Consider the following 19,135-nt stretch of genomic DNA (forward strand, 5'->3'; position numbering starts at 1 on the left):
GAGGAGATTCTTCATTTAATTATATACGTACAGCTGTACCACTTACAGCAACCATTAACATTCCATCACGAACAACTTCATAATCTACGTCAATACCAACGATAGCGTTCGCACCTTTTTGTTTTGCAAGTTCTTTCATTTCATCCATCGCAATATCACGAGCTTCTTTTAACTTGCTTTCATAAGAACCAGCACGACCACCGACAACATCACGAACTGAAGCGAATAAATCGCGGACAATGTTTGCACCCATAATAGCTTCACCATTTACAATATCAATATACTCAATAATCTCTTTACCTTGAATTCCAGAAGTTGTTGTTACAATCATGACTGACACTCTCCTAATAAGTTGTTGTTTTTCATTCGCTTTCTTATGTCTTTATTATGACATGGAAAAAGTAACTAATCTATTGAATTACCTTACAAGAATATGACAATTTTGTAAGAATGGCAATTCATTTTATTAACCAATCCTTGAAATTAATTTGAGGAGGATAAAAATAAAACGCGCATAATATTTAATAAAGCGCTTTAATATTAGGATAAGCAAACGATTCTCTATTTTCTTTCCAATCCTTTTCTACTTCTTTAAAGGTTGGTCGCCCTAATTCTTCATTATTTTCATGTTTACTAAACCATTTTTTCACATACTTATCTCCATTTTTATTTTGAATCGTACAAAGGAAACTATTACTACTATCCTTTAATATTTTTACAATCACTAAAAGACACCTCTTCCCTTTTAAATAACATAATAGAACTTGATCTTTTACTATAAGCCCTTCCTCTCTTATAGTCATACGACTCCTCGGCCGCGCCAAAGTTGTAAGATCAAAAGCGATATTCACTATGTCTACATTTTTCATAATTGATATGTGGAGTAAATATTATTTAAAGAAATTAGAGTTATAAGCGTTATGCTTATCGAATACCTTATATATTTCTAACTTATTATCTAATTTTGCATCTACTAAAATTAATATATTTCCATCGTAAATATATTCTTCATACTTTTTAGCATGTTCTTCTGGAATTCCTAATCCAATAAATGCTCCTATTAAACTTCCAGCTCCTCCGCCAATACCGGCTCCTCCAATAGCTGCTGCAATTGGACCTGCTGCTACGATTGGACCCATTCCAGAAATGGCAAGGATACCAAGGCCCGTTAATAAACCACCAAGTCCTCCTGCGACTCCTCCTGCTACAAGCCCTGTTGCTGAAAAGATATCCGCTTTATGTGCAGTTTCATTATTCACTTTTTCACCCGATTTTTCTTCCAGATGTTCAATTTCCTTTTTATCCTTCGCAATAGCTGAAATGTTATCCGCCGAGTATCCTTTATCTTTTAATTCATTAATAACGAATGCTGCATCATCGATTGTTCTAAAAACACCTACTATTTTTCTATCTACATCCATAACTATTAACCTCCTAAAGTTTTATATACATATATGCTCTTTTATTTTTATATAATGCATCTTTATTCTTCTTCATTTCTGTATACACTAATCTTTTTATTAACATAACCATTTACAAAAAAAGCTAATAGTAACAGTATTACAAGCGAACTACTTAACAAGTAAATTAAATCAAATGTAATATCAATTATCATTTCATTCATGTATACCAGACTCCTTTTTATTTAAAGTAAAAATATATTTTATAGACCAATCTACTAAAAATAGAAATCTTACAATCCATCTTCAATCAATCTCTTTGTAGTATATGCATACCCTTCCTAACTCTTCCTAAACCTAAAAACTTTAATTATATTTTTTCTTTTTTATACGTTTAACATTGTTTAAAACGGGTATGTTTATATTGTTATGCTTACTATATGGAAAGGAATATTTCGATGAATGCCATTCACTCTACTACTATTTTTTATAATGAAACACCTACAATAACTCAGATTCATCATTTTTACGCTTTAATGACAACGTTTCAAACAAATTTGTTTATAAGTAAACATGGAACACTAACGTCGATTAAAAACTTAAGCACTCTAGTATCCTTTTTCCTTACTGTAAAAAAGAAAGATCTTGTATTATTTATTTTTGAAGGAATAGATGCAAAAAGAGCTTTAAGAACACTCTTTCCTTCTTAAAAAGTTTGCTATCCCTCTATTCCCTCGGCCGATGCTTTTCATATATGTATTTATACTTCAAAATGATTCCCTCTATTAAAAACGAACCCCCTAATACAATAGGGGGATTTCTAGTTTGACCTTATGAAAACTGATATAATATATATTACATTTTTCATTCTTTAAAATAGAAAACTTTTAATACTCTTGAAGGTAGGAATTTTTAATGAAATCGAAAACAAAATTTAGTATTCGCTATAAAATTATGGCTGGTTATTTAGTTATCATTTTGTTTGTACTTATTTCTTTCCTTATGTTAAATAATGAAATTTCCAATTTACAAAAATCTCGTAATTTTATTATTGATCATGATTTTAAAGTTCTCAATTTAACGAATCAAGTCGAGAAAGAATTGCTATCAATTGAAAATAAAGCGAAAGGGTTTATCATTTCTAATAACCCAAATTACGTGCAATCCCTTAACTCTGCCGAAAAAGATTACGAAAAACATTATCATGATCTTTTTTCTCTATTAGAGGATAATCCATCTCAGCAAGAAAAATTAAAACAGATTAATGAAAACATTAACAGTTGGATTAATAAAGAGATTCACCCAATCATTACAAATAATAATAGTAATAGCATACAAGCAATCGACACGACTCAAATTCAATCATTGCAATCACAGCTAACTAACTTCCGTAGCACTGAGGAGCAACTAACGAAAAAAAGAGCTGCACAATTAGATACTGAAAATAATAAATTAGAGATTTGGTTATACAGTTTATTGTTCTTACTTTCTTGTATTTCTATTATCATTTCACTCTATATTTCGAATTCCATTACAAAAACGATTAAAAATGTAATTCAAGCTATTACATCCATTTCTTCCAAAGAAAAAATTACGGAAAGAATTCATGTAAACACCCATGATGAAATAAAAGAGCTTGCTCATACAACGAACCATCTACTAGACGAAATATCTAAAAGAGAGTGGTTACAAACCGAGCTTGCCGAATTAATTTTAATGTATCAAGGTGTACCTTCTATTGAGATGTTGGGTAACAAAATTCTTAGTGGAATGATACAAAAAACGCAAATCTCTTGCGGTGCATTCTATGTACGTGAAGAAGTTGAAGAAACTGTCTACTATGTAAAGAAAGCTTCTTTCGCCGATCAAGGTTCTGATATTGGAAAACAATCCATTAAAATGGGCGAAGGTTTAATTGGACAATGTGCTTTAGAAAAACAAAGCTTTATTCTTCGAGAAATACCAGAAGAATTTCGTTATGTCACTAGCGGCTTATTAGAAATACGTCCTCAAAACCTACTAGTCATCCCTATCCTATTTGAAGATGACGTTATCGCAGTAATTGAGTTAGTAAGTGTAACTGAGATTTCAGACTTACATCAAGATTTAATTCAACAAACCATTGATAACCTAGGTCTAACAATCCATAGTATTATGGGACGTATGCGAGTTCAAACTCTTTTACATGAATCACAAGCAATGACGGAAGAGTTGCAAGTTCAATCAGAAGAATTGCAAACGCAAGCTGAAGAACTACAAATGCAAGCCGAAGAATTACGAACAACGAATGAACAATTAGAGTCTAGAACTGAAGAGGCCGAGCAGAAGACAACTGACTTACAAATTGCTAAATCAGAATTAGAAGAAAAAGCAAGCGAGTTGTTACGTAGTTCAAAATACAAATCAGAATTTCTAGCAAATATGTCACATGAATTACGCACACCATTAAATAGTATTTTACTATTATCTGAAATGTTAAGAGAAAATCATGATAACCATTTATCCGACGATGAAATTGAATTAGCAACCGTCATTCATTCATCAGGGAAGGATTTACTTACTTTAATTAATGACATACTAGATTTATCTAAAGTAGAAGCCGGAAAACTAGACGTCATTTTTGAAGCAACGAACATAAGTGACATGGCAGCAAATATGCAGCAAAACTTCTTACATATAGCTGCACAAAAAAATGTCGAATTTACTATTGAACAAAGTAATACGATTCCTGATTTATTTTATACAGATGCAAAACGGATTGAACAAATTATTAAAAACTTATTATCCAATGCATTTAAATTCACGGAAAAAGGATCCGTTTCTTTACATTTCGATTCGATAGAAACAACCAATTTGAGTCATGATATGCAGTCTATCAGTAAAGATTGGATTACAATTTCAGTAAAAGATACTGGTATTGGTATCGCTAAAGAACAGCATCAACTTATTTTCGAAGCCTTTCAACAGGCAGATGGAGCAACGATTCGAAAATATGGTGGTACAGGATTAGGTTTATCTATTTGTAAAGAGTTTGCTAGATTATTAGGTGGTTGGATTACGTTAGAGAGTACATTAGGAGAAGGCAGTACTTTCACGGTATATATTCCTAACCTTCCAAATGGATTACATGATATACAGGTATCCAATTTAGAAGTCGCAGCAACGATAGAAGACGTTATTCCTGCTGAAGTTGTTGAGGAAACTATCGTTACTCCAGAAACAAATAACGTCTTCCAAGAGAAAACCATTTTAATTGTCGATGATGATCATCGAAATATATTTGCATTACAAAATGCATTAAAAAAACAACATGCCAACATTATTACTGCACAAAACGGCATAGAGTGTTTAGAAATACTAAAAAGCAATACAAATATTGACCTTATTTTAATGGATATTATGATGCCGAATATGGACGGTTACGAAACGATGGAAAATATCCGAATGAACTTAGGGTTACATGAACTACCTATTATCGCATTAACTGCTAAAGCAATGCCAAATGATAAAGAAAAATGTTTATCTGCTGGCGCTTCAGATTATATAAGTAAACCATTAAATTTACATCAACTCTATTCGGTAATGAGTGTATGGTTAATAAAATAAGTGAGGTTTAGTTTAAGTGGAAAATAAGTATTATAATTTTGATCCATCAGTAGATACGGATAAGCTTACGAACTTAGAAATTGAATTACTATTGGAAGCGGTATTTAAACTATCAGGATTTGATTTTCGCCAATATGCTCGCACATCTATTTATAGACGGATTTGTAATCGAATGCAGCTCTCTAATATCCCTACCATTTCAAAATTAATTGAAAAAGTAATTCATGAGGAAGGGGTTTTAGAACAGTTATTAAATGATTTCTCGATTAATGTAACTGAGATGTTCCGTAACCCTATCTTTTTTAAGGCGCTAAGAGAGCATGTTATTCCTGAATTAAAAAAGCATCCTGAAATTAGAATTTGGCATGCTGGATGTGCAACTGGTGAAGAAGTATTATCAATGTCCATCTTACTTCACGAAGAAGGATTAAGTGAAAAAGCTGTTATTTACGCAACAGATATGAATACAAATGTGTTAGAAAAGGCAAAACAAGGTATTCTTCCGTTAAATAAAATGCAAACTTATACGAAAAACTATTTACAAGCTGGCGGTACAAAAGCATTTTCTAACTATTATTCAACAGATAATCGTTTTGCTTATTTTAATCCTTCACTGTTACAAAACATCATTTTTGCACAACATAATTTAGTAACTGATCAATCTTTTAACGAATTTCACATTATACTTTGCCGTAACGTTTTGATTTACTTTACAAGTAAACTTCAAAACCAAGTACAGCAACTATTTTATGAAAGTTTAGGTCACAATGGATTTTTATGTTTAGGGAATAAAGAAACTCTTCGTTTTTCAAATATAATGCCGCATTATATCCAATTTAATCCTAAAGAACAAATCTATCAAAAAATAAAATAAAAAGCGTATGAAATNNATTTCATACGCTTTTTATTTCGCATTCGTTTGTATCATAATTAGACACATATCATCTGATTGTGCTTGTTTCTGTTCTTCCTTGTAAAACCCTTCTATCTCTCCTTCTAAATCTCCCCATTTTCTTCCTGTAAAAGTACGTAATTTCTCTTCAGACTCAAATTCATCATTTGCAATTGCTTCAAGTACACCATCTGTAAACAATACTATTTGAGCGTTCTTCTCAAAAGGTATAACTGTCTTTTCAACTTTTATTTCATCAAAAAACCCTACCGCACAACTCCCGCGATCTAGTTCAACTACATTTATTTCATCAACTAAAACATATCCAGAAGGATGTCCTGCATTCACATATTCAATCGTTCTATCTTCTGTATTAACAACTAAGTATATCGCCGTAAAATAATATGGAATATTATCATTGTCATTATGTAAAAGGGTCATATATTTATTTAATTCTTTAATGACGAGTTCTGGATCAATTAAACATTTAATCGTTTCACGTAATACAGAAGAAATAAACATACAAACTAATGAAGCAGATATACCATGTCCCATCACATCTAATAATATAATACCGTAGCGATTTTCATCGATTTTATACCAATAATACATATCTCCAGCTAGTTTGAATGAAGGTAAGTAACTTGCTTCAATTTTTATATGCTCTTCTCTTAATGGGCTACTTAATAAGTTTCTTTGTACTTGTGTAGCTAAATCTAGTTCATTCCGAAGATTTTCTTCTTGTTCTTTATGCCAATTTAATTCCGATTTCAAGCGTAATGCTACACGCATACGAGCTAACAATTCAACTTTATTTATAGGTTTCGTAATATAATCCATTGCCCCCATATCAAGAGCCTCAGCTAATTTATTCGCATCTTCTAAAGCTGTTACAAAAATAATAGGAATATCTTTAAACTTCTCCTCTTTTTGTAATCGCCTACAAACTTCAAGTCCATCAATTTCAGGCATCATGATATCTAATAGAATTAAATCTATTTCATTATGCCTGGAAGAATCTTTTCCAAAATGAATGTATTCGAAAAGCTCTTGTGCAGAATTAAGCGCTACAAGATCCTGATATCCGGCTTGTTTTAAAATTTTTTCAATTACAAAGATGTTAACCGGATTATCATCGACAATTAAAATGGACACAAGTTATTTCCCCTTTTCTTATTTAAAATGTAAATCTATTATCATTTTCTATTTTTCTAGTATTACATACTCAGTTATAAAATGAAAATTTCCTACTCAAACACATTTTTTATACAGCAAAAGAACAAACCCCCAGAAATGAGAGTTTGTTCTTTCACTCTATAAATTTCCACTTTTAATTTAGCACCATTGCTTTATCATTTAAAAGACGATCCAATTCTTCCATATGATTTGTTTCATCTGCAATCATATCTTCTAACTTTACAACTAACTCTGTCATATTTAATTTCGCTGCCTGTTCTTTTCTCGTTTCATAACGCTTAATTGTTTCATATTCTGATTGTCTAGCGTATTCTAACATTTCTCTAACATCTTCTACTTGTTTCACTGGTAAAGGGATCGTAGTAGGTGTACCACCTAACGTCTTAATTTTCTCCGCTAAATATAGGGCATGTCCTTGTTCATCGCTAATTTCAGATTCAAAGAAAGGTTTTAACACTTGTCTATATATACCAGAAACTGTAGCTGCATTATGGTTATACATAATAATCGCTGAGTATTCTCCTGCTAAATCTTCATTCAATCCTTCGATTAGTTCTTTCACATCGTGTGACATTTTCATATCTCCTCCTATACTTAATAAGTACCCCTTTTCTCATGTTTTAAACATAATTATTTGAAATTTTTATGTATCTAAAAACGCCGCTTGCTTCAATTTACTTATCGCTTGTCTTTTTATACGAGAAACGTGCATTTGTGAAATACCTAACCGTTCCCCTGTATCCTTTTGATTTAGATTTTCTCCAAATATATAATGAATAACACTCTTTTCTGTCTCATTTAATACGTTAAAAATATCCTCTAAAATGAGACGTCTTTCTGTCTGTTCATATCCTTGCTCTACTTCACCTACAGATTCAATTCTCGCTACCGAACTTCCATCAGATGAATTTTCCACTACATCATCTAAGGAAGATACTCGATAATTATTTTTAGCATCCATAATTTCTAGAACTTCCTCTTCGGATAGTCCTAAATGATCCGCAATCTCTATAATCTTCGGTGAACGTTGCAAATGATCTGTTAGTTCCTCTATCGCAAGTTTAATTTTCCCGCCCAAATCTTTAATTCGCCTTGGAACATGAATCCCCCAAGTTTTATCACGTAAATACTTCTTTATTTCTCCTACTATCGTAGGTATTGCAAACGGCTCAAAAGCATTCCCTATCGAATAATCATACCTTCTTATTGCGCCTAAGAGCCCTAACATCCCTACTTGTATAATATCCTCATGCATCGGCCCGCCTTTCGAATAGCGATATGCAATGGAATAAACGAGATTTTTATAATGATCAACTAACCTTTCCTGTGCTTCATCACATTGGTTTTGTTGAAATTCTGCAATTAATTTAATAACATCTTCTTTAGTAAGATTCGTAGGTTGAGATTGGATTTCCATCATTCTCCACCTGCTCTCTTTGTATATATTTTGTCATTAAAACTGTCATGCCCTCATCATGCATGATTTGTATATCATCCATTAACGTATTTATTAAATATAAACCTAAACCATTTTCCGGCAAGTTCTCTACTGGTTTATTAATATCATACGGACCAACTTTACTTTTTAAGGCGGTAAAATCAAAGCTAACCCCATTATCCGCAACCATAATTTCTAATCGATCTTCATATAGACCAAAGATAATTGTAATTTCTCCATCATCTTCTTTATATGCATGTTGTACAATGTTTGTACATGCTTCACTAATAGCAATTTTCATATCTTCTATATCGTCATAAGCAAAACCCATTCGATTCGCAACACCAGCCATCGTTAAGCGAATAATAGCCACATATTCTGCTTTTGCAGGAATTTTCATTTCTATCGTTTCAAATTTCTCCATCATCCCTAGTCACCTTCTTTCTACTTTTTCAAAATCGGAATTCAAATTTAATATTTCTGTTAACCCTGTAATATCAAATAATCTCTTTAACCTTTTAGATACACCAATAAACTCTAGTTTTCCATCATTTTTCTTAACTGCTTTTAATAAAGCTATAAAAACGCCTAAACCAGTACTATCCATATAATCTACCTTATTAAAATCTACTACAATATGAACCTCTTTCTCACTTGCAATAGGCATGATCTTATTTTTCAAATCTGATGCCGTATACGCATCAATCTCACCATTAAGTTGTACCGTATAACCTAAATCATTTTGCAAAATATGAATTGCCAAATTCATCATTTCCGCCCCCTTATCTCAAACTTCTACTATGTTAATTACCCATAAAAATTAGTTTTAAACATATTTTTTTATTTTAATTATAAATAAATTTTCTACACCTTTCTCAGCTTAACACTAAAAAAAGACTACCAAATGTTTAAACCTTATAAATTTGTGTATGTATAATGTATAAACATTATTTTTAGGGGGATCTATCTATGGAAGAGCACAACTTTAAAAAGGGAGATTTCGTTCAATTTTCTTATCGACACGATCATGCTACAAAATTAGTTGGTTCCATTATTAACATACTAACGAATACAATTGTAGTGGATATAGGTAATAGCGAGGACTTATCCCATATAGAACCAAGGCAGGTCGTAAGGATAAATAATTGTAAAAGAGTAACGATGGTTTAATATAAAGTGAAACTTTAATCAGTGGGGGTCTTCATCTCCCACTCTTTCCTATGCAGATTACATAAAAAAAGCATCCAAATTATTCTAATTGGATGCTTTTTTATGTATATTTATCAGTTTATTAACTTCATAGCTATATATAATAAACTTAAGATTACTATTCATTATAATACTTACGCTTTCCGTAGCATTCTAGAGAAGAATGTAACAATTAAAATACAGACGATTGCACCTAATAACGCTGGAAGAATAAAAATACCTCCCCATTCAGGACCCCAGTGACCAAATAATGCACTACCTACCCACGATCCGATTAATCCAGCAATAACATTACCAACTATACCTAAAGGAAAGTCTTTTCCTGTAATCATTCCAGCTAGCATACCAATAAGTCCACCTACAATACACGTAATAATAAGTCCCACAATTAGACCTCCTATATATTTTTATAATGGATTTATCAAGCTTTGGTGTTTAACCAAAGCTTGATAAACATGTATCATTCTTTGTTATCCAATTCATCACTTATCTTTTGTTTCACTTTTCCGACTTTTTCTTTTATAGTTCCCTTCGTCTTTTCCCACTTCCCTTCATTTTTCAACTCTCTATCTTCTGTAACTTCACCAATTCCTTCTTTTACTTGTCCCTTTTTCTTTTCAACTTTACCAGTAATTTGTTCTTTTAGCCCGCTCTCGCTCATATTTCCAATCTCCTTTTCGTAATAGATTTTTAGATTTAAATAGTATGAATTTAAATAGAATACGTGCATCTTCTTTCTTGTAACCATTCACCGACTCTTTCTAAATCCTTAACGAATAACAAGATTTTCCCTTCATCCAGCTTTTCTTCATAAAAGTTAGCTTCTTCCTCATTAAGCCCTAACTCTTGCATCTTATTTCTTAACTGATCTCCCGTTTTTTGAAAGACGTTAATAATACTTGTCCCAAGTCCTTCCTCTTTTATCCCAATTGTATTCACGTCTGCATTGTCTGCGATTCTATCTGTCCTTTCTTTCTCATGTGTTAATACATAAATATCTTTTTGGTCTATTCCTTTCTTCACTAGATCATTCGCTGCATTCATGACCTCTTTCTCCGTAATAAATTAATATACAAAAGGTTTACTATATTTCGTTTCCATCTTTAACTTCCTCCTCTAAAATGAATTATTTGTTATATTATATGTAGTACACCCATTTTCAAAATGTTAAACATAAAATATGAAAAAATTATTTTGATTTTGATAGAGAAATAACAGTGTAATTTTCCACTATTATTTTTAAATGTAAAACATCACACATTACTCCTTACAATAACTACCTAAATTAACAGAAAATTGTTATAATTAAATTAAAGGAGGAGATAAAATGAAAAAAATCACTTATGTATGTGCTCTAACCGTTCTATCTTTCAGCTTAATTGGTTGTACAAGCACCTCGAATACAAATAAGGATTCACAAGTTAAGCAAGAACATACACAAAATACCTTTCAATTAAACTCCGCAAATATTACAGACATTGAAATACTTAAAACAACAAATAATACTACTTCCAAATCTCAAACAGACAATGAAGAAATGATAAAATCTATCACTTCGGCCGTTCAAAATGGAACACCTAAAACAATCACATTAGATCAAAAAAAGAAACAATCTGCACATTCTACTATAACCGTTACATATAAAGATGACTCAAAAGAGGAATTTCTTGTGTGGGTTGATAATAAGGAGAACATTACAATCGCTAAAGATGAGAAGAAAGATAAAGTAGAAGGTGTGACAGTGAACATTAAAGACGCTAAAATGATCAAGGATTTTTTTAAAAAGGACAAAGCATAAAAGGATTCCTTATATCCTTTCTTCTCCTCATGCAACCGGTTTTCTTTATATGAACAAACTAAATTTCAGCTTAATAGATATATAGCAAGTCACCCCATATTATTGGTACAATGAAAGCCACGGAGGGATATGATGGAGTATATGGTATTTTATTATGGGGTTCTGCTTCTTATAATTGGTACTGCCATATTTATGTTTATTATGGCTGGGATACGAAAAATTAGGGAGAAAAATCTTTCATTCGTAATGGTCGGTTTAGGGATAAATTTACTTACAAGTCCATTGGCACTTTTTATAGGAGTGATGGCAACAGATCCTCCAGACAGTACTAGACTTGATTTTTGGAAAGGGTTTCTCTTTATTCAAGCCATTCCGCTCCTCATACTACTTCTCGCTTTGGCTTGGTGGCTTATTCGTCGGAACAAAGAAAAAGTTCCCATGTAGAATTTCAAAATGACTTCCACTAACGATAATTATGTAAATGAGCTCCCCATATGGGAAGCTCATTGTATTTTTTGCCTAGCATGGGTGGATTACGAAATGCTAGCGATACTCCATGTCCATCCGGCTAAGATTTTAAAGTACCCCCTAAATTGACATCTTGTACTTTTATAGCACCGAAATTTATTTTTATCTTTTTTGGGAAAAACAGATTTTTCAATTTGATAGCGATGTGGCGAAACCACATCGCTATCAAGCTAAGAAAAGCAAATACCCCAAAAAGAAAATTTTGTATTTTTTATATTAGTAAGGCTCATTTTTATTTAATGAGAATGCATGGATACTCTATTTGTAATATTACCGCAACAATCGTAATGATTATTCTGAAAATTTAAAAATGAATTTCGATTCTAAGGGCATTTCTGGTTGTTTGATTGGATTTTGAGAAAGAGTAAGGTAAATCCTTTTAAAGCAATATAACACGAAAAATAGATACCTTTATGCATCTTAAATTAGCATAAATAAGAATACACAGGGAGCTTCAACTTGTTTGAATTTAAAGTGTTTTTAACTCCGATGAAACATGAATCATTCTAATTATTAGTAAAATTAGTAGGAAGAAATTCGTCATAACCCCTCCATATGGTAATTCTTTCATAAAATATTTTAAATCTATAAATTTCCCTGTATAATTTTTGTAAGAATCTTAATCTTTAGAAACGGAGTGAAAAATATGAAAAGTTTTGGTACGTTAGTAATTTCTACCGTCCTTTCAGCAGGCTTATTATATTATAATGTCGATTCTTTTTATAAAAAGTTCACATCAGGGAATACATATTACTGGTTAAACGCTATCCTAGCTGCTGGATTCCTTATATCCTTAATTATCAACATAAAAGATATTATCAAGAAAAACTACACAACTTCTGAATCAAATTAGGGAGCCTACTATGGTTCCTTTTTCTATGCAAAATAAAAAAGCAGCGGATTCGCTACTTAAATTCTTTTGCTTTTGCATAAATAGTAGAACGCGGAACTCCAGTCATTTTGGAAATATCATTTACACTCAGGCCATTTTCTTTCCTATTAAAAAATAAGTTCATAGCTTGTTTCACTTGTTTTTCATCTTGACCTTTACGTCCCATATATTTCCCTTGTGCTATCGCTCTTTCTCTTCCTTCTGCTGTACGCTCATTGATTAAGTCTCTTTCAAATTCAGCAATGGCACCCAGCATTGTAAATATAAGTTTTCCTGAAGGTGTAGAAAAATCAATTTGCTCTTTTATAAATACAACTGATATATCTCGTTCCTTTAATTCTTTTACAATCCTTTGCAAATCAAAAGTAGAACGTGCTAATCGGTCTATCTTGTATACAACCAATTTATCACCTGAACGCAAATATTCTAATGCTTTCTTTAATTCTTCTCGATCACTTTTCGCTCCGCTCTGCTTTTCAGTGAATATTTTTGTACAACCATATGTTTCTAGCTTTTCAATTTGCAATCCTAGCTCTTGCTCTCTTGTACTAACTCGTGCATATCCCACCAATTCCATAAAATCATCCCCCTGATACCGTCTAAAAGTATCAACTTTTAGACAGGTAAGTAAGACATTTATTTTCGTTCGTTGTGTTCGTTTGTTTTGTTAGTTCTTAAATCAAATTGCAACTACATTCTTCGTATTTAATAAGTATAAATTTAGAAAACCCATAAACAAAAAAAGAGTGCTGTGAAGAAACGCACTCATTCAAAGGACTTTACCAATCCTTACGCTTATCACAATCACAGTCACGATCATGATTACGTCTACGACGACATTCATCACAATCACAGTCGCGGTCACGTCTACAACAACGGTCATCACAATCTCTATGTCTGCGTCTGCAGAACATTAAATCATCCCAAAATCTATCACAATCTCGGGAACGTCTGAAATTACAATTACATCCCATAATATAATTACCTCCTCTTAACTCTAGGATTCATCATATTCTATGCTAAAAAACAAAAACAGCTTGTTTACTAGTCTAATTTCTGCATTTTAAAGTAATAATATTATTATTTAATCTTCAAATTGCAAGTCTATTTCATCCCTTAACAACAAACAAGACGCCACCTAGATTACGGCAGCGCCTACGATAATTGCTATTGGTTTAGTCATTGTTCTTCTCAAGTAATCCTAACTTATGTTCAATGTTTAAAAATGAATATCCATGTGCGAAACCTACAATTCGAATACCTGGAGCATATCTATGTTCTAATTCCTCATTATAAGTTTTCTTATAATACGCTAATTTAGAGGTGATATTATCGTTGTCATTAATAATAATTTCATCACTTGGAAATCCATCCATCTCAATTTGAACTGCCACATATTCCGCGCCTTCACTTGCCGCTTCATTAAAACACTGTTCTAATCCTTCTAATGTTAATTCCAGCATTCATCCTCCTATTCAAATGTCCATTTTGTACAAAATAAAGAGCACCTTACGATTGCAGGTGCTCAAATATATGAAGTGGGGCTACCCCATACTCCAATATATGCTTGTCCTTATTAAAAAGTGCAAAATAAAAAGAGTACCCATCATTAGGTACCCTTCAACAAATAAGTATGGCGCTCCAAGTTTCACCTCATATGATAACTCGCCCCACGATTCATCATATGCTTGTCTTATTAGAATGTTCACTGGTTTAATATATAATTTCTATATAACAAAGAAAAAAGCACCCGTTATGGATGCTTTTATTTACTCTGAATATATGATCATTGCAACGTAATAACCTTCTTTCACACGGCCATAAACCATTTTTAATACCTTCACAGGAGTCGGACGCTTGTTTATAAGCGCCACTCCCTCGCGTTGATACATTTTTCATTCGATAGATTGATAAGCTTCTCGAAAGCCATACCGCGGTTTCCTTGTCCCATTTTTATTCAAAGGATTATTTTATTAAGTTTTGATTATCATAGATATTATCCATAATTTCACCAACACTTATATCAATCATTCTTAAATGATCATCGTCATAATTGTTTTTATCATGCATATAAAACCCTGTTTCCTCTTCGTCCCATTTAATGATGTAAAACCACCCACCATACTCTACGATATCGCCTTCATAACTTTCATTACTATATGAATCTGTGAATCCTGTAAATTGACCAACTGTTTCCCATTCAACCAGAACGAACCCTTGACCTACCGCTTCGATATAAGCTAGTTTATCTTCGTAATTTATAACTGCATTACCGTAAAACCATTTTGTATCACCATAATCTTCAATCGGCTTGCCACGAAACTTAATTTCAACTTCTCTCATTTCTTTCTCTCTCTCTTGAATAAAACCGAATATTCTGCCAATAATGTATATGACATTAGATTTTCTCCTTGTTCCCCCTTGGAGATGAGCAGTTAGCTTTTGCTAGCTGCTCTTTTTTATGAATACAAATTAATCACCCAAGCGCATTTCAGAAAAGCTTCATATCATATGGTGATTCCTTTCTTTTAAAAAAATGATCTCGTCACGAGAGCACTTTTATGAAGTGCTCTTTTTGTGTTTCAAATACATACAAATTGAAATTTTTATAAATTGTATACAGTTCCATATGGAACTGTTGAAAAAGAAATACCGTATGGCGTAATCTGATGCATTGGGTAATAATATTCCATAGATGAATAGTATGGTTGTATACCTTGCTGCATTTGCTGCTGTGCTTGTAACGCTTGTTGAACAGCGTGAATTGTGCTTTGTGCTCCGCTATACGTAATACCCGCCGTACCGTACGGACGCATTCTAGCTCGGATATCAAAATATGAATAAAACATTATTATTCAACTCACTTCCATATAAATTATTACAAAGTATGTTATGATTCTTAATTTCAGTGAGTGTTAAAAACTGGTTCACTAGCCTTTATTCAAATAGCGTTTTTGTTCAGCTTCCTGCTTTTAATCCCCACGCCTTGTTAAAATATAATCTCATAAATCTTTCAACTTATTATGATGCAAGTGTCTACACTAAATTGCTGGACAAGCATAAAATAAATTGAGTCTAATAATAAAGGAGGAATAAATATAAAAAAGCGTAACATGCTTACAGTCAAACTCACTTCATTTAATGGGACTTCGCTGACTGGCATCACTACAGAAGGCTTCACGCTGACAGCGAACGTCACGATGAAAACAATTTATCATCAAGTAATTCCAAATCAACACCCCGTTCATCCCCAAAACATCACGATGAAAACAATTTATCATCAAGAAGTTCTCAATCAACATCCCATTCATCCCCTATTCGTGAACTATAGCACAGCCTTCATATCTGGTAGCAGAACTGCTATCTTGAATGCGGTGACTGCACTCGCAAATGCTGGGGTAAGCGCGCAGGTCCGTCTGGAACCCTACAACAATACCGTAGCATCCTTCCGGCCTGTTTCCTCAATAATATAAGTCAGATATCCGTCACAGTTGGATCTTAATTTCCGACCGTGACGGGTACGAAGCTGTTCAGACGAATAGTCCTCGAAATTACAATTGGTACATACCCCTATATTTATCGATATGCCCAGCTCTGCAGAAGTTACGTACACATATCAAGATACAATTAATATTTCAAATGTCGGTTTCAGTTTTTATTCAAATAACTATTTTATTAAAAATCTTTAATGAGCTAATCCTTACAGTTTTGTAATACTAATGTCACTAAAATCAATTTTTTCACTATAACCTCTTTACTATAATTTTCCTTATACACAAACAAGAATTGTTAAGAAATAACTAAGAATTAATTAAGAAACCGTTAAGCCTCAGTTAAAAACTTTTTCACATAATAAAGTTATGGACACACAATAAGGAGCGATTTAAAAATGTCTTTTTCTCAATTAAATATTGATGCTTTTCGAGCTATCAATGATTTAGGGAAGCAATATTCATCCCTAAACTCAACTATGGTATTTTTGGCGGAATATATGGTGTATTTTTTAGGTTTAATTATTATGGCTTATTGGTTTACTCAATCTAGAAAAAACAAAATGATGATTATTCAAGCAATAGTTGCTTTCGTAACTGCTGAAATAATTGGAAAATTAGCAGGGAATTTGCATTTGAATTATCAACCATTTGCAGTATTACCTAATGTTAATAACCTTGTCGATCATGCAGTAGATAATTCATTTCCTAGCGACCATACGATTCTATTTTTTTCAATTTGTTTTTCATTCTGGCTTGTTCGTAAAAAGGCTAGATGGTTATGGCTTGTACTTGCATTCTGCGTAGCTATTTCTCGTATTTGGGTAGGAGTTCATTATCCTTTCGATGTCATAACAGGAGCTTTGATAGGAATTATTTCAGCACTATTTTCATATTGGTTAACACCGAAAATTACATTCATCAAACAATTACTTAATATTTACGAAAAAATAGAACAAAATGTAATACCATCCAAAAACAAGTCGAAAAACTTTTGATTAATCTTACAAAGCTAAAAAGATTACATATATTACTGAGCATTTTTCAATATTGTCTTGATCGAAGAGCGCTCCCTTGGGCGCTCTTTAATTTTAAAATAACGCTTTTGTTATAAATCACTTGCCTATTCATTAACTAAATCAAACAATGTTTTTCTTATTAAACCTTCATACGTTAATCCTTCTTTTTCTGCTTTTAACTCAAGTTTGACTTTTAAATTTATTACCTCTTTCTGCTTCTTGCTTTCTGTAAAACTCCTTAATTGCATCTTCCCAGTACGTGTAATTGCAACTTGTTACGGCCATTACTTTCTTCATCTCCTTTCAATAACAGTCTTAGTTCCTCGCATGACCCTTCGTATAAATCACGGCCATCAGGTAATTTAAATACATGCCTATCAATCGTTCTATTAACCTGTCTTGCTCGCTCATGTTTCCTCCTAGCTACTGCTCTTGCACGTTCCTCACCAGTTAACCAACGATTTAAAGACATTTTTCCCACTCCTAATCTAGCGCCATAATTTCTTTAAGTGATCTGTCAGAAACGTAAATTTTCACGATTTGTATTTTATAGCCATGTTTTCCTTTCGCTACAGCTTCCGCTTCATTACGATTGTTAGCTTCAAACCAATCGATTCTTTGTCTTTGATTCTTATAAAAATCCACTGCGTATGTCGTTATGACGCTAGGCTTCGCTAGGAATTGCTCTGCTGTGCTCTTTGCTTTGTAATCGAAACTTCCTACAACATCCTCTAAATTGTCAGTTCCAATGTTGCCTTTCAATGTATCTTCAATAGTCTGTTTTTCCGTCTTTGTTAAAGCTGAAATGTGCGCTATTTTTGCGTGTATCATTTTTAACTGCTTTTCAGATGCTTTACCGTTATTGTTATTCTGTTGTTTATTTTGCCCTTGTCTGTTATTGCCTTTCTGACTGGCACCATTCCCATCGTCATCGCTTTCTGATGCGATTCCTAACATGGCTGATAAACTATAACGACGTGCATATGTGATTGCTGAACCTGCTCCTTGAGCATTAAATTCTTTCCCTCCGCCTCTCCTTGCCTGATGAGCTGGCAGAATTAAAGGCTCACTTTCGAGAAATTCACCACTTTCATGGATTAACATTGTTGTTATGATGATAGATTCCCGAATATTCCGACAATCGAAAGCTTGTCCATTGTTCATAATTCCGTAACACATATACACGAGTTCCTGTGTTAGACTAAGGTCATTCGAAGAAGTCATTCGTCATTAATAGAATCAACAATTCTTAATACCCCATCCCCTGCCCTAGCTCCCCTGCTAGGGTTTTTGCTATTTAGCTAGAGTTATATATTGGTATTGCTGTTCAACCTTATCTGCGCTGTTATGTACACCTCTAGCTCTTAACTCCTTTATGATCCCCCCTTACTAAAATTAAAATCCTCCTAAGTTAATAATTATTTTAAATTAACTAAAATGTACATCAATAAAAGATATAGCTCTAGTCACTATTGGTTTGCTATGAATAAATGATGTTATGTAAGAAAGTTGGTACAAGTTAATAGATGGCAATAGATAAGATGACTTTAACAGGTAATTCAAGGGTTAATCTTATCTATTATCATCCACATTCGAATATAAAGTATTAGAAATTAAGGTTATGGATAACTGGTATATCTATTCTAGGGAAACCACCCATACCTG

General features: G+C 32.7%; 26 protein-coding genes and 3 pseudogenes. 8 read left to right on the plus strand and 21 right to left on the minus strand.

Annotation, left to right across the window (positions count from 1 at the left end):
* Nucleotides 1–19 precede the first annotated feature (19 nt).
* The 4 genes from COI75_RS08740 to COI75_RS26835 all read right to left on the minus strand — a co-directional run bounded on the left by COI75_RS08740 (nt 20) and on the right by COI75_RS26835 (nt 1,624).
* Nucleotides 20–331, minus strand: coding sequence for a YbjQ family protein (locus COI75_RS08740; RefSeq protein WP_000637510.1), 312 nt, complete (start codon nt 329–331; stop codon nt 20–22).
* A 190-nt stretch (nt 332–521) separates the two neighbouring features.
* A complete protein-coding gene (locus COI75_RS08745; RefSeq protein ID WP_141535091.1) occupies nt 522–725 on the minus strand; it encodes a DUF4028 family protein in 204 nt (67 codons plus the stop codon).
* A gap of 165 nt (nt 726–890) precedes the next feature.
* The gene (locus COI75_RS08750) at nt 891–1,421 is read right to left on the minus strand and encodes a general stress protein (protein WP_098448320.1); all 531 of its coding nucleotides are present in this window, start codon (nt 1,419–1,421) and stop codon (nt 891–893) included.
* Between the two features lie 62 nt (nt 1,422–1,483).
* Nucleotides 1,484–1,624 carry a hypothetical protein gene (locus tag COI75_RS26835; RefSeq protein ID WP_001004550.1) on the minus strand — a complete coding sequence of 47 codons (141 nt, stop codon included), beginning with the start codon at nt 1,622–1,624 and terminating at the stop codon, nt 1,484–1,486.
* Nucleotides 1,625–1,858: 234 nt separating this feature from the next.
* On the opposite strand from COI75_RS26835, the gene COI75_RS08760 reads away from it, so the two are divergent.
* The 3 genes from COI75_RS08760 (at nt 1,859) to COI75_RS08770 (ending at nt 5,880) form a co-directional block, all read left to right on the plus strand.
* Nucleotides 1,859–2,110: a hypothetical protein gene (locus COI75_RS08760; RefSeq protein WP_000991329.1), complete on the plus strand. Its 252-nt coding sequence runs from the start codon at nt 1,859–1,861 to the stop codon at nt 2,108–2,110.
* A gap of 205 nt (nt 2,111–2,315) precedes the next feature.
* A complete protein-coding gene (locus tag COI75_RS08765) occupies nt 2,316–5,006 on the plus strand; it encodes an ATP-binding protein (RefSeq protein ID WP_000837843.1) in 2,691 nt (896 codons plus the stop codon).
* A 16-nt stretch (nt 5,007–5,022) separates the two neighbouring features.
* The gene (locus COI75_RS08770; RefSeq protein WP_000429047.1) at nt 5,023–5,880 is read left to right on the plus strand and encodes a CheR family methyltransferase; all 858 of its coding nucleotides are present in this window, start codon (nt 5,023–5,025) and stop codon (nt 5,878–5,880) included.
* Nucleotides 5,881–5,910: 30 nt separating this feature from the next.
* On the opposite strand, the gene COI75_RS08775 is transcribed toward COI75_RS08770, so the two are convergent.
* The 5 genes from COI75_RS08775 to rsbV form a co-directional block, all read right to left on the minus strand.
* Entirely contained in the window at nt 5,911–7,053 is a 1,143-nt protein-coding gene (locus COI75_RS08775) for a fused response regulator/phosphatase (protein ID WP_000025525.1), read from the minus strand.
* Between the two features lie 175 nt (nt 7,054–7,228).
* Complete coding sequence (locus COI75_RS08780) at nt 7,229–7,669, minus strand: ferritin-like domain-containing protein (RefSeq protein ID WP_000017756.1); 441 nt, start codon at nt 7,667–7,669, stop codon at nt 7,229–7,231.
* Between the two features lie 69 nt (nt 7,670–7,738).
* Nucleotides 7,739–8,515 carry an RNA polymerase sigma factor SigB gene (gene sigB / locus COI75_RS08785; protein WP_002095863.1) on the minus strand — a complete coding sequence of 259 codons (777 nt, stop codon included), beginning with the start codon at nt 8,513–8,515 and terminating at the stop codon, nt 7,739–7,741.
* Nucleotides 8,478–8,960: an anti-sigma B factor RsbW gene (rsbW, locus tag COI75_RS08790; protein ID WP_000970217.1), complete on the minus strand. Its 483-nt coding sequence runs from the start codon at nt 8,958–8,960 to the stop codon at nt 8,478–8,480. The genes sigB and rsbW overlap by 38 nt, the downstream gene beginning before the upstream one ends.
* 6 nt (nt 8,961–8,966) lie before the next feature.
* The gene (rsbV, locus tag COI75_RS08795) at nt 8,967–9,305 is read right to left on the minus strand and encodes an anti sigma b factor antagonist RsbV (protein ID WP_002095864.1); all 339 of its coding nucleotides are present in this window, start codon (nt 9,303–9,305) and stop codon (nt 8,967–8,969) included.
* Nucleotides 9,306–9,502: 197 nt separating this feature from the next.
* Between rsbV and COI75_RS08800 the strand changes: the two genes are divergently transcribed.
* Nucleotides 9,503–9,703, plus strand: a complete 201-nt coding sequence (locus tag COI75_RS08800) for a hypothetical protein (protein ID WP_000391009.1) — start codon at nt 9,503–9,505, stop codon at nt 9,701–9,703.
* A 173-nt stretch (nt 9,704–9,876) separates the two neighbouring features.
* On the opposite strand, the gene COI75_RS08805 is transcribed toward COI75_RS08800, so the two are convergent.
* The 3 genes from COI75_RS08805 to COI75_RS08815 all read right to left on the minus strand — a co-directional run bounded on the left by COI75_RS08805 (nt 9,877) and on the right by COI75_RS08815 (nt 10,804).
* Nucleotides 9,877–10,128, minus strand: coding sequence for a GlsB/YeaQ/YmgE family stress response membrane protein (locus COI75_RS08805; RefSeq protein WP_000522905.1), 252 nt, complete (start codon nt 10,126–10,128; stop codon nt 9,877–9,879).
* Between the two features lie 74 nt (nt 10,129–10,202).
* Entirely contained in the window at nt 10,203–10,403 is a 201-nt protein-coding gene (locus COI75_RS08810; protein WP_000004262.1) for a CsbD family protein, read from the minus strand.
* Nucleotides 10,404–10,453: 50 nt separating this feature from the next.
* Nucleotides 10,454–10,804: a general stress protein gene (locus COI75_RS08815; protein WP_255265673.1), complete on the minus strand. Its 351-nt coding sequence runs from the start codon at nt 10,802–10,804 to the stop codon at nt 10,454–10,456.
* Nucleotides 10,805–11,069: 265 nt separating this feature from the next.
* Here COI75_RS08815 and COI75_RS08820 point away from each other — a divergent pair, with 265 nt between their 5' ends.
* The 3 genes and pseudogenes from COI75_RS08820 to COI75_RS08835 all read left to right on the plus strand — a co-directional run bounded on the left by COI75_RS08820 (nt 11,070) and on the right by COI75_RS08835 (nt 12,921).
* Entirely contained in the window at nt 11,070–11,540 is a 471-nt protein-coding gene (locus tag COI75_RS08820) for a hypothetical protein (protein WP_098448321.1), read from the plus strand.
* A gap of 132 nt (nt 11,541–11,672) precedes the next feature.
* Nucleotides 11,673–11,975, plus strand: a pseudogene (locus COI75_RS08825) (hypothetical protein); the annotation flags it as partial.
* Nucleotides 11,976–12,714: 739 nt separating this feature from the next.
* A complete protein-coding gene (locus COI75_RS08835; RefSeq protein WP_000834525.1) occupies nt 12,715–12,921 on the plus strand; it encodes a hypothetical protein in 207 nt (68 codons plus the stop codon).
* Between the two features lie 52 nt (nt 12,922–12,973).
* On the opposite strand, the gene COI75_RS08840 is transcribed toward COI75_RS08835, so the two are convergent.
* The 6 genes and pseudogenes from COI75_RS08840 to COI75_RS08865 all read right to left on the minus strand — a co-directional run bounded on the left by COI75_RS08840 (nt 12,974) and on the right by COI75_RS08865 (nt 15,809).
* Complete coding sequence (locus COI75_RS08840) at nt 12,974–13,537, minus strand: recombinase family protein (protein WP_000424249.1); 564 nt, start codon at nt 13,535–13,537, stop codon at nt 12,974–12,976.
* A gap of 202 nt (nt 13,538–13,739) precedes the next feature.
* Nucleotides 13,740–13,934, minus strand: a complete 195-nt coding sequence (locus COI75_RS08845) for a hypothetical protein (RefSeq protein ID WP_002095865.1) — start codon at nt 13,932–13,934, stop codon at nt 13,740–13,742.
* A gap of 201 nt (nt 13,935–14,135) precedes the next feature.
* Nucleotides 14,136–14,420, minus strand: a complete 285-nt coding sequence (locus tag COI75_RS08850) for a hypothetical protein (RefSeq protein WP_033657188.1) — start codon at nt 14,418–14,420, stop codon at nt 14,136–14,138.
* Between the two features lie 330 nt (nt 14,421–14,750).
* Nucleotides 14,751–14,911, minus strand: a pseudogene (locus tag COI75_RS08855) (Holliday junction resolvase RecU); the annotation flags it as partial.
* 14 nt (nt 14,912–14,925) lie between these two features.
* The gene (locus COI75_RS08860; protein ID WP_001209425.1) at nt 14,926–15,303 is read right to left on the minus strand and encodes a YopX family protein; all 378 of its coding nucleotides are present in this window, start codon (nt 15,301–15,303) and stop codon (nt 14,926–14,928) included.
* Nucleotides 15,304–15,566: 263 nt separating this feature from the next.
* On the minus strand, nt 15,567–15,809 hold the full coding sequence (locus tag COI75_RS08865; RefSeq protein ID WP_000500086.1) for a DUF3947 family protein: 243 nt from the start codon (nt 15,807–15,809) through the stop codon (nt 15,567–15,569).
* Between the two features lie 1,040 nt (nt 15,810–16,849).
* Here COI75_RS08865 and COI75_RS08875 point away from each other — a divergent pair.
* Nucleotides 16,850–17,449 carry an undecaprenyl-diphosphatase gene (locus COI75_RS08875; RefSeq protein ID WP_000010616.1) on the plus strand — a complete coding sequence of 200 codons (600 nt, stop codon included), beginning with the start codon at nt 16,850–16,852 and terminating at the stop codon, nt 17,447–17,449.
* A gap of 259 nt (nt 17,450–17,708) precedes the next feature.
* Here COI75_RS08875 and COI75_RS27620 read toward each other — a convergent pair whose 3' ends face one another.
* The 3 genes and pseudogenes from COI75_RS27620 to COI75_RS26845 form a co-directional block, all read right to left on the minus strand.
* Nucleotides 17,709–17,852 (minus strand): Fur-regulated basic protein FbpA, encoded by a 144-nt coding sequence (locus COI75_RS27620; protein WP_141530827.1) that lies wholly within the window; start codon nt 17,850–17,852, stop codon nt 17,709–17,711.
* A 101-nt stretch (nt 17,853–17,953) separates the two neighbouring features.
* A complete protein-coding gene (locus tag COI75_RS26840) occupies nt 17,954–18,232 on the minus strand; it encodes a hypothetical protein (protein WP_000677978.1) in 279 nt (92 codons plus the stop codon).
* A 93-nt stretch (nt 18,233–18,325) separates the two neighbouring features.
* Nucleotides 18,326–18,694: pseudogene (locus tag COI75_RS26845) on the minus strand (ERF family protein); the annotation flags it as partial.
* Between the last annotated feature and the right edge of the window lie 441 nt (nt 18,695–19,135).

It is taken from the genome of Bacillus cereus, from assembly GCF_002564555.1.
GTDB classification, from domain to species: Bacteria; Bacillota; Bacilli; order Bacillales; family Bacillaceae_G; genus Bacillus_A; species Bacillus_A cereus_K.

Bases quoted from the DNA above. Each gene is read 5' to 3' on its own strand.
- COI75_RS08740 (WP_000637510.1), bottom strand. From the start codon at position 331: ATGATTGTAACAACAACTTCTGGAATTCAAGGTAAAGAGATTATTGAG.
- COI75_RS08750 (WP_098448320.1), bottom strand. From the start codon at position 1,421: ATGGATGTAGATAGAAAAATAGTAGGTGTTTTTAGAACAATCGATGAT.
- COI75_RS26835 (WP_001004550.1), bottom strand. From the start codon at position 1,624: ATGAATGAAATGATAATTGATATTACATTTGATTTAATTTACTTGTTA.
- COI75_RS08760 (WP_000991329.1), top strand. From the start codon at position 1,859: ATGAATGCCATTCACTCTACTACTATTTTTTATAATGAAACACCTACA.
- COI75_RS08765 (WP_000837843.1), top strand. From the start codon at position 2,316: ATGAAATCGAAAACAAAATTTAGTATTCGCTATAAAATTATGGCTGGT.
- COI75_RS08780 (WP_000017756.1), bottom strand. From the start codon at position 7,669: ATGTCACACGATGTGAAAGAACTAATCGAAGGATTGAATGAAGATTTA.
- sigB (WP_002095863.1), bottom strand. From the start codon at position 8,515: ATGATGGAAATCCAATCTCAACCTACGAATCTTACTAAAGAAGATGTT.
- rsbW (WP_000970217.1), bottom strand. From the start codon at position 8,960: ATGATGGAGAAATTTGAAACGATAGAAATGAAAATTCCTGCAAAAGCA.
- rsbV (WP_002095864.1), bottom strand. From the start codon at position 9,305: ATGATGAATTTGGCAATTCATATTTTGCAAAATGATTTAGGTTATACG.
- COI75_RS08800 (WP_000391009.1), top strand. From the start codon at position 9,503: ATGGAAGAGCACAACTTTAAAAAGGGAGATTTCGTTCAATTTTCTTAT.
- COI75_RS08810 (WP_000004262.1), bottom strand. From the start codon at position 10,403: ATGAGCGAGAGCGGGCTAAAAGAACAAATTACTGGTAAAGTTGAAAAG.
- COI75_RS08820 (WP_098448321.1), top strand. From the start codon at position 11,070: ATGAAAAAAATCACTTATGTATGTGCTCTAACCGTTCTATCTTTCAGC.
- COI75_RS08835 (WP_000834525.1), top strand. From the start codon at position 12,715: ATGAAAAGTTTTGGTACGTTAGTAATTTCTACCGTCCTTTCAGCAGGC.
- COI75_RS08840 (WP_000424249.1), bottom strand. From the start codon at position 13,537: ATGGAATTGGTGGGATATGCACGAGTTAGTACAAGAGAGCAAGAGCTA.
- COI75_RS08845 (WP_002095865.1), bottom strand. From the start codon at position 13,934: ATGGGATGTAATTGTAATTTCAGACGTTCCCGAGATTGTGATAGATTT.
- COI75_RS08860 (WP_001209425.1), bottom strand. From the start codon at position 15,303: ATGAGAGAAGTTGAAATTAAGTTTCGTGGCAAGCCGATTGAAGATTAT.
- COI75_RS08865 (WP_000500086.1), bottom strand. From the start codon at position 15,809: ATGTTTTATTCATATTTTGATATCCGAGCTAGAATGCGTCCGTACGGT.
- COI75_RS08875 (WP_000010616.1), top strand. From the start codon at position 16,850: ATGTCTTTTTCTCAATTAAATATTGATGCTTTTCGAGCTATCAATGAT.